The sequence below is a fragment of the Citrobacter sp. Awk 2 genome, from assembly GCF_028069815.1.
GTDB lineage: Bacteria > Pseudomonadota > Gammaproteobacteria > Enterobacterales > Enterobacteriaceae > Citrobacter.
Genome location: NZ_JANEWL010000138.1, coordinates 1 through 9,068, shown reverse-complemented (window position 1 = coordinate 9,068; position 9,068 = coordinate 1). Strand labels below are relative to the sequence as shown.

The window sequence follows — 9,068 nt, the reverse complement described above, 5'->3', positions numbered from 1 at the left end:
CTTAATAATCTCAAATAATATCTTAAAAATATGAATATTGAACTGCGTCACCTACGTTACTTTGTGGCAGTGGCGGAAGAGCTGCATTTTGGTCGTGCAGCGGCACGCCTGAATATTTCGCAACCGCCGTTGAGTCAGCAGATCCAGATCCTCGAACAGCAGGTGGGTGCACGGCTACTGGCGCGGACTAACCGCAGCGTGGCGCTTACTGCTGCCGGAAAACAGTTTCTGGCGGACAGTCGGCAGATCCTGGGGCTGGTAAATGAGGCTGCCGCCCGTGCCGAACGATTACACCTGGGAGAGTCGGGGGAACTGCGCATCGGTTTTACGTCATCAGCCCCGTTTATTAAGGCAGTGTCCGATACGTTGTCTCTTTTTCGCCAATGCTATCCAGCAGTGCATATGCAAACCCGTGAAATGAATACGCGCGAGCAAATTGCCCCGCTCAACGAGGGTGCACTGGATTTGGGGCTCTTGCGCAATACGCAACTTCCGGACACATTGGCGCGGGAGGTCATTTTGCATGAACCGCTGATGGCGATGATCCCACGCGCACATCCTCTGGCGCAAAAGCCGGTGGTGACGCTGGCGGAGTTGGCAAACGAGCCGTTTGTCTTTTTTGATCCGCATGTTGGAACGGGGTTGTATGACGATATTCTCGGCCTGATGCGCCGTTACGATCTGAAACCAACCATCACCCAGGAGGTCGGTGAGGCGATGACTATCATTGGACTGGTGGCCGCAGGGTTGGGGGTTTCCATTTTGCCAGCCTCTTTTAAACGGGTGCAATTGTATGAAATGTGTTGGATCCCCATTGCGGAAGACGATGCGGTCTCCGAAATGTGGTTGGTGTGGCCGAAGCATCATGAACAAAGCCACGCAGCGCAACGTTTTCGCCAGCAGCTTTTAGCCGCGGTGCAGCGCGGTTAATTTAGTTTAAAAATGGTCGAAAATGTGCAGTAAATCACAAGGCTAAGTAAAAAGTTGACGGAAACCATTGAAGTGCTTCACCATAGCCCGCAGATTATTTCGGAGCGCGAAAATAAAGGGAGTAAGTGGTGGTTGCTGATAGTCAGCCTGGGCATATCGATCAAATTAAGCAGACCAATGCGGGCGCGGTTTATCGTCTGATTGATCAGCTGGGACCGGTATCGCGTATTGATCTCTCTCGCCTGGCACAATTGGCCCCTGCCAGTATTACCAAAATTGTCCGAGAAATGCTGGAAGCGCATTTGGTGCAGGAGCTGGAAATAAAAGAAGCCGGTAACCGTGGACGTCCGGCTGTAGGGCTGGTGGTTGAAACAGAAGCCTGGCATTACCTTTCTATTCGTATTAGTCGTGGCGAGATTTTCCTGGCGCTGCGCGATCTGAGCAGCAAACTGGTGGTCGAGGATTGTCTTGAAATGGCGCTGGTCAGCGAGACACCGTTACTGGAACGGGTTGTTGCGCAAGTTGATCAGTTTTTTATCCGTCACCAGCAAAAACTCGAGCGCTTGACCTCTATTGCGATTACCTTACCCGGCATTATTGATACAGAGAACGGTATTGTACATCGTATGCCGTTCTATGATGACGTCAAAGAGATGCCGCTGGGCGAAACGCTGGAGCGGCATACTGGCGTGCCGGTGTACATTCAGCACGATATCAGCGCCTGGACCATGGCAGAAGCGCTGTTTGGTGCATCACGCGGGGCGCGTGATGTTATTCAGGTGGTCATCGATCACAATGTGGGTGCAGGGGTGATCACTGATGGTCATTTACTGCATGCAGGCAGCAGTAGCCTGGTCGAAATAGGTCATACGCAGGTGGACCCTTACGGCAAACGTTGCTACTGCGGTAACCATGGGTGTCTGGAAACGATCGCCAGCGTCGACAGCGTGCTGGAGCTGGCGCAGGTGCGACTGAAGCAGTCAATGAGCTCCTCTCTGCACGGGCAACCGTTGACGGTAGACGCACTGTGTCAGGCGGCCATGCAGGGCGATTTATTGGCGAAAGATATTATTAGCGGCGTTGGAACCCATGTCGGTCGTATCCTGGCTATCATGGTGAATTTGTTCAACCCGCAAAAGATATTGATAGGATCTCCACTCAGTAAAGCCGCTGACATTTTGTTCCCGACCATTGCTGACAGCATTCGTCAACAGGCGCTTCCGGCCTACAGCCAGCACATTGTTGTCGAAAGTACGCAATTCTCTAATCAGGGAACGATGGCGGGGGCTGCCCTCGTTAAGGACGCGATGTATAACGGTTCTTTGTTGATTCGTCTATTACAGGGTTAACATTTTTTAACTGTTGTACGAAAAATTGCGCTATCTCAAGCTGGTTCTGGCCGTCATACCTTAGACTTTCTCCACTGTTTTATTTTCCTGACTTATATTTTCATAGCATACGGTGGAGTTAGTGATGCTGAAGCGTTTCTTTATTACAGGTACAGACACTTCTGTTGGGAAGACCGTGGTTTCCCGCGCATTACTACAAGCGTTAGCGTCAGGGGGTAAACGTGTGGCGGGTTACAAACCCGTCGCCAAAGGCAGCAAAGAGACACCGGAAGGTATGCGCAATAAAGATGCGCTGGTACTGCAAAGCGTGTCATCCATCGAACTGCCGTACGAGGCGGTTAACCCTATCGCGCTGAGCGAAGACGAAAGCAGCGTGGCGCATAGCGGTCCTGTTAACTACACCCTGTTATCCAATGGACTGGCAAGCCTGAGCGAGAAGGTTGATCACGTTGTTGTTGAAGGCACAGGTGGCTGGCGTAGTCTGATGAACGATCTGCGTCCGTTATCGGAGTGGGTGGTACAGGAGCAACTCCCGGTTCTGATGGTGGTGGGTATTCAGGAAGGCTGTATTAACCATGCCATTCTTACCGCACAGGCGATTGCCAGTGATGGGCTGCCGTTGATTGGCTGGGTAGCGAACCGTATTAACCCAGGATTGGCGCATTATGCCGAAATCATCGACGTGCTAAGCAAAAAATTGCCGGCACCGTTGATAGGTGAATTGCCTTATTTGCCACGTGCAGAGCAGCGCGAGCTTTCTCAGTACATTCGTCTGTCAATGCTCGGCAGCGTGTTGTCTGTAGATAGAGTCATGGCGTAACGTTCGCGACAGCACTGACGCCACGACGCATGCAATCAACAGGCCGGGGAGCAGTCGATACTCCCCGGTCATTTCACAGACCATCAATGTCGACATAATGGGGGCATGGGTAGTCGCAGCCAGCAGTGTAGCCATTCCTGTTAAGCCCAACAGTACCGCAATTTCATCCGTACCCGGAAGCCAGAATCCCCATACCCGTCCCAGCAACATACCGACTGACAAACCGACGAACAGCGTGGGTGTAAACACGCCGCCGGGTGCCCCTGACCCGCTACTGGCGAGTACGGCCAGTAACTTGCAGATGAAAATTCCGCTGATGACGGTGAGCAAAGGGGGGGAGAGTAAATACGATTGTACTACGCTGTAGCCGTTGCCCCAGACCGCAGGAGTAAATAACGACAACAGGCCAACGATCAGCCCGCCCAGGGCTAACTGGCCTGGTGGTGCGAGCTTTAAGCGCAAAAAGCTGTTGTGACTGGTGGTCATAAGCCACATAAAAAGAGGTCCGCAGAGACCGGCTAACAGTCCAGTGCTGATAATCATCACATATTCCAGCACATGCAGTTCCCGAGTCAGATGAACGGTATACAGCAGCGCGTTGCTGTCGCTAAGCGCATTGGTGGTTAACAATGCGACGACGGCGGAGACAACCACCGGCCCTAATGAGGCGAGGATCAACGTGCCAAACAGCACTTCGGCAATAAATAAGCTACCCGCCAACGGCGCGTGATACGCGCCAGCCATACCCGCAGCCGCCCCGCAGGCAATCCATAATTTCCATTCTGAACGCGGTGTGAAGCGTTGTGCGAAGCACGAAGCCGCCAGTGCGGCCAATAAAATCATTGCCCCTTCACGACCAATGGCGCTGCCGCTTGCCACCACCACCAAAGAGGCCAGTGATTTCACCAGACTTGCGCTGACGTCGAACTGTCCGTCAGTCTGCAGGGCTTCCATATAATCTGTAGGGGCCTGTGGGCGTAAACGATTACATTTTTGCCAGCCCCAAAGCAAGAGTCCTGCCGCCAGACCACCGAGCGCAGGTGTCAGCATGCGTCTGAACGGCGGCAGATTTGTCGCGGCGTTGACCAGGCTTCCCGTATCGTTACTCAGGAACAGCCACTCAAGCAATTGCATCGCATGACGAAATCCTGCAACGGCCAGGGCTGCAAGGATACCAATCAGCGCGGCGATCAGTAGACGCCGAAACAGGGTACGCAGGTCAGGATAAGCATGTAAACGATGCATGGGTTGCCAGACAGGAAAATTCAGACGGTCTATTTTGCGGGTAATTAGCCGCAGAAGCAAAAGCTCAGCGTGCGAAACTCAGCGGGAAATGGGCAGGAAATATCCTGCCTATGGGCGAAATTAACGGAACAATGGTTTATCTGCCACCGGCACTAACAACTGCGACTGCCATTGTGCCAGTGTCAGGCGAGCCAGTTTACCCAACGCCTGGTAGAACGGATGGTCCGCCTTCTCGATAAAAACGTCGAGGAAGCGAGCCGACCACGGCAGTAAATGCCAGGCCAGCAATTGCTCACATTCGGTGTGGCGGCCATTTTCGGCAAGCCAGGCTGTCAGCAGTAACAACGAACCAAAGTGATCTTCTGGCTCATTCTGTTGCAGCGCAAACTGAATGCCGTTGTCGCGCATCCATTGACGTAACGCCAGAGTGGATTCACCAAACAACACGTTTTCGCGATCCAGCCAGACCGAACCCCAGGGCGGGGATGGCAATGCGTAGGGGCCGATAAACAAACGTTGCCAGGCTTGCGGGAGCGTTTCATCGCTATCTGTCTGCATCTGTGCAGCCAGTGGCGACAGCGTAGCTTCCGGCAGCGGCCACTGTGCTTGCCAGCCATCCGCTTTTAACGCACTGACCATCGCAGATGCTTCTGCGCTATCTGGTGCATAGTAGAACAACGCGCCCAGAACGCGCGCAGCGGTTGAAAAGTTGTCACATTGTGAAAAATGGGTCATGCAAACAATCCTGAACAGTGCGGGTTGCCCCGCACCCGAGAGTTAACCTGCAACAGCCATTCCGACTGTCATATGCAAACCATAAAACAAACCACGACCAATGATTTCACCGGCCAGGACTAAAATTAAACCTAACGCCAGCCCAGTGGCATGCGGGTCTTTACGGCGGATAAGCGGGCATATCCAGCACCCAAGACCTGCGGCCAGCAAAAGGATGCGCCACACCTGTAAGCTGCCGTAGTCAGGTACCAGCGCGTTGGCGAATTGCACTGAACTGTGGATTGTGCCGAGGGAAAGTCCCTGCAGGACAATCACACCCGCACTCACCAGCAACGCCAGCACACTGATCCCCGCGAACACGTTGGCATTAAAAGAAACACCAACAGCACGCAGTAGCAGGGTAGCAAAGAGTGGCCCGCTCAGAAGCAGGGTCATGAAAAAGGCCACCGTAGTGTAACCATTATACCAGGTCGGTACGGTATCTATCTGGTAAACGTTGGTCATCGCCCAGACAAACACCACGCCCAGCAACATGCTTACCAGCAGCCATATTTTACCTAATGCAGCAGGCATTTTACCGAGAAAAGCGACCAGCCACCATAAACCACCGACGGCAAAAAACAGCGAGCCGCTGGCAATTTCATTACTTAGCGCTGACTCACCGATTCTGTTCAGCGAGTTAAATGCGCGTAGCGGAGACCCCAAATGCATAACCGAGGCCAGGAATGCGATGCCCATTACCAACCAAAGAAAAAACATACTGCGAACAATGCGCTGTCTTACAACATCGTCTTTGACGGTAAACCAACCCAGACCACTGACGATTAGCGCGCCTGCCACGCATTGGCCCAGAACCGTGAACAGTACCAGCGGCCATTCATGCCATCCACTTCCCATTTTAGACCTCCTTCGGATTAGCCAGATAACCCGTGGTATCCCCGGTCGGGCGGCTATTGGCATTTGGTTTGATGACGATGCTCGGTTTGGTAAAGTGCGCGCCAGGTAATGGCGCAACCGCGGCCAGGGTGCCGTGTTTTTTACGCAGTTCCTCTATCGGGCCGAAGTCCAGCGCACGCAGCGGGCAGGATTCGACACAGATGGGTTTCTTACCCTCAGCAACGCGTTCATGACAGCCATCGCACTTGGTCATGTGCCCTTTGGCGGCATTGTATTGCGGTGCGCCATACGGGCAGGCCATGTGGCAATAGCGGCAGCCAATGCATACGTCTTCATCCACGACCACAAAACCATCTTCACGTTTGTGCATCGCGCCGCTTGGACACACCTTGGTACAGGCCGGGTCTTCACAGTGATTACACGCAATGGAGAGGTAGTAGGCGAAAACGTTCTGGTGCCAGACACCGTTATCTTCCTGCCAGTCACCGCCGGCGTATTCGTAAATACGGCGGAAACTGACGTCCGGCGTTAAGTTTTTGAAGTCCTTGCAGGCCAGTTCGCAAGTTTTACAACCGGTGCAACGGGCGGAGTCGATAAAAAATCCGTATTGAGTCGTCATGGGTTACACCTTACGCCTTTTCAACCTGAACGAGATTACTGTGGGATGGATTCCCCTTCGCTAACGGAGAAGGACGATGTGACGTGAGAATGTTGATTGAACCACCGTGATCGATCTGGTCACCAAACATATCAGCATTGAGCCATGCGCCTTGGCCGATGGCTGTCACGCCGGGCAAAATACGCGGTGTGACTTTCGCGGCGATCAGCATCTGACCATTGCTGTTAAACACCCGTACCGTATCGCCGTGATGAATGCCACGTGAACGGGCATCGACGGGGTTAATCCAGATTTCCTGCGGGCATGCCTGTTGTAAAACATCAATGTTGCCGTAGCTTGAGTGAGTTCGCGCCTTATAGTGGAATCCGGTGAGCTGTAGCGGATACGTTTTGCGTTTGGGGTCATCCCAGCCGTCAAAGCCGGGCGCATAAGCCGGTAGCGGATGCACAATCTCGTCTTGCTTGAGTTCCCATGTCTCGGCAATGGTGGCCAGCCTTTCAGAGTAAATCTCAATTTTCCCTGAGGGCGTTTTCAACGGGTTTGCCGCAGGATCTTCGCGGAATGAACGGAAGGCGACATAGTGTTCTTCCGGGCATTTTTTCTTGAAAATACCGGTTGTTTTCATCTCTTCGTAATCCGGCATTTCCGGGTTACGTTCTTTGGTTTTGGCATGCAGATATTTCACCCACTCGTGTTGGGTGCGGCCTTCCGTGAATTTTTGATAGACGTCCGGACCCAGGCGTTTAGCGACTTCACTCAACATCCAGTAGATGGGTTTTCGTTCAAATTTAGGTGAGGTGGCGGGCTGTCCAAGGATCACATAGCCCATATTTCCGGCGGACTCATGTGAAATGAGGTCTTCCTGTTCAGTAGGCATCAGATCCGGCAGCAGGATGTCACAGTACTTCGCCGATGCGGTCATAAAGTGATCAATGCCGACAATCATTTCGCACTTACTGTCATCCTGTAAAACGTCATGAGTATGAGCAATATTGCCATGCTGGTTGATGAGCGTATTACTGGCATAGCACCAGATAAACTTGATAGGCACATCCAGTTTATCTTTACCGCGTACACCGTCGCGGGTGGCTGTCATTTCTGCGCCATGATCGATAGCATCTGTCCAGGTGAACACCGATATCTGTGTTTTGACCGGGTTCTCCAACATGGAGAACCATTCAACACCCAAATCCCAGGTCCCTTCACGCATACCGGAGTTACCGCCGTTAATTCCTACGTTTCCTGTCAAAACAGAGAGCATGGTGATTGCTCGGGCTGTCTGTTCACCGTTGGAATGGCGTTGTGGTCCCCAGCCCTGACAGATGTAAGCCGGTTTTGCCGAACCGATTTCACGCGCTAACTGGATGATTTTGTCTGCAGGGATGCTGGTAATCTGAGATGCCCATTGCGGTGTTTTGGCAATTCCGTCCGGGCCGTCACCTAATATATAGGCCTTGTAGTGCGCATTACGCGGTGCGCTGGCGGGGAGAGTGGTTTCATCGTAGCCGACGCAGTATTTATCAAGGAAAGGTTTATCAATCAGATCTTCTGTGATCAGCACCCAGGCGATTGCGGCGGCCAGTGCAGCATCCGTCCCTGGGCGAATAGGCAGCCATTCATCTTCACGACCTGCGGCGGTGTCGTTGTAGCGTGGATCGATAACGATCATTCTGGCATTTGACCGCTCACGTGCCTGCTCGACATACCAGGTTACGCCACCGCCGCTCATACGCGTTTCGGCTGGGTTATTACCAAACATCACAACCAGCTTGGTGTTGGCGATATCGTCGGGGCTGTTACCGTCGTTAGCACCGAACATATATCCCATGGCGGCGCTGATTTGTGCTGTGCTGTAACTCCCATAACGACTTAAATAGCCGCCACAGGAATTCATCAAACGGTAGGGGACGTTGGAGTTCGTGATATTACCCCCATCCACACCGGTACCGTAAAGAACGTGAACGGCTTCATTACCGTAATCATGCAAAATACGCTTCAGATTTCCGGCAACGGTATCCAGCGCTTCATCCCAACTGATACGCTCAAATTTACCTTCACCGCGTTTACCAACGCGTTTCATCGGGTATTTGAGGCGGTCAGGGTGGTTCATTCGACGGCGAATCGAACGACCGCGCAAGCAGGCGCGAACCTGGTGGTTACCGTAGGTATCATCGCCGGTCGTGTCAGATTCAACCCAGTAGACTGCATCATCTTTCACATGCAGACGTAATAGGCAACGGCTGCCGCAGTTTACCGTACAGGAACTCCAGACAGCTTTATCTTCAACAGGTTGCACGGATTGCTGTACGGCAGCAGCAGCGGCACGAATACCAAAGGGTAGTGTCAGGCCTCCGGCAGCAAGTGCCAGTGAACCTATAGCCGAGGATTTGACTAACGTCCTGCGGCTAATACCTCCATATTGCTCATCTTCAGACATAACCCACTCCATTGTAATTGTCGTTATATATATTGT

At 52.7% G+C, this 9,068-nt stretch carries 8 protein-coding genes; 3 read left to right on the top strand and 5 right to left on the bottom strand.

Translation table 11 applies throughout. The features are described from left to right. Nucleotides 1-30: 30 nt before the first annotated feature. The 3 genes from NNO02_RS21680 to bioD all read left to right on the top strand — a co-directional run bounded on the left by NNO02_RS21680 (nucleotide 31) and on the right by bioD (nucleotide 3,099). Entirely contained in the window at nucleotides 31-930 is a 900-nt protein-coding gene (locus NNO02_RS21680) for a LysR family transcriptional regulator (protein WP_137381232.1), read from the top strand. 128 nt (nucleotides 931-1,058) lie between these two features. Beyond that, on the top strand, nucleotides 1,059-2,279 hold the full coding sequence (gene mlc, locus NNO02_RS21675; protein WP_137381231.1) for a sugar metabolism global transcriptional regulator Mlc: 1,221 nt from the start codon (nucleotides 1,059-1,061) through the stop codon (nucleotides 2,277-2,279). A gap of 124 nt (nucleotides 2,280-2,403) precedes the next feature. Further along, a complete protein-coding gene (gene bioD, locus NNO02_RS21670) occupies nucleotides 2,404-3,099 on the top strand; it encodes a dethiobiotin synthase (protein ID WP_271455707.1) in 696 nt (231 codons plus the stop codon). On the opposite strand, the gene clcB is transcribed toward bioD, so the two are convergent. The 5 genes from clcB to ynfF all read right to left on the bottom strand — a co-directional run bounded on the left by clcB (nucleotide 3,055) and on the right by ynfF (nucleotide 9,044). Beyond that, nucleotides 3,055-4,344: a voltage-gated ClC-type chloride channel ClcB gene (gene clcB / locus NNO02_RS21665; RefSeq protein ID WP_271455706.1), complete on the bottom strand. Its 1,290-nt coding sequence runs from the start codon at nucleotides 4,342-4,344 to the stop codon at nucleotides 3,055-3,057. The two genes, bioD and clcB, sit on opposite strands and share 45 nt — an antisense overlap. Before the next feature lie 120 nt (nucleotides 4,345-4,464). Next, nucleotides 4,465-5,079, bottom strand: a complete 615-nt coding sequence (dmsD, locus tag NNO02_RS21660; protein ID WP_271440539.1) for a Tat proofreading chaperone DmsD — start codon at nucleotides 5,077-5,079, stop codon at nucleotides 4,465-4,467. A 42-nt stretch (nucleotides 5,080-5,121) separates the two neighbouring features. Then, nucleotides 5,122-5,976, bottom strand: a complete 855-nt coding sequence (locus NNO02_RS21655; protein ID WP_271455705.1) for a dimethyl sulfoxide reductase anchor subunit family protein — start codon at nucleotides 5,974-5,976, stop codon at nucleotides 5,122-5,124. A 1-nt stretch (nucleotide 5,977) separates the two neighbouring features. Further along, entirely contained in the window at nucleotides 5,978-6,595 is a 618-nt protein-coding gene (locus NNO02_RS21650; RefSeq protein ID WP_048211714.1) for a DMSO/selenate family reductase complex B subunit, read from the bottom strand. Between the two features lie 10 nt (nucleotides 6,596-6,605). Further along, the gene (gene ynfF / locus NNO02_RS21645; protein WP_271455704.1) at nucleotides 6,606-9,044 is read right to left on the bottom strand and encodes a selenate/tellurate reductase subunit YnfF; all 2,439 of its coding nucleotides are present in this window, start codon (nucleotides 9,042-9,044) and stop codon (nucleotides 6,606-6,608) included. Nucleotides 9,045-9,068 lie beyond the last annotated feature (24 nt).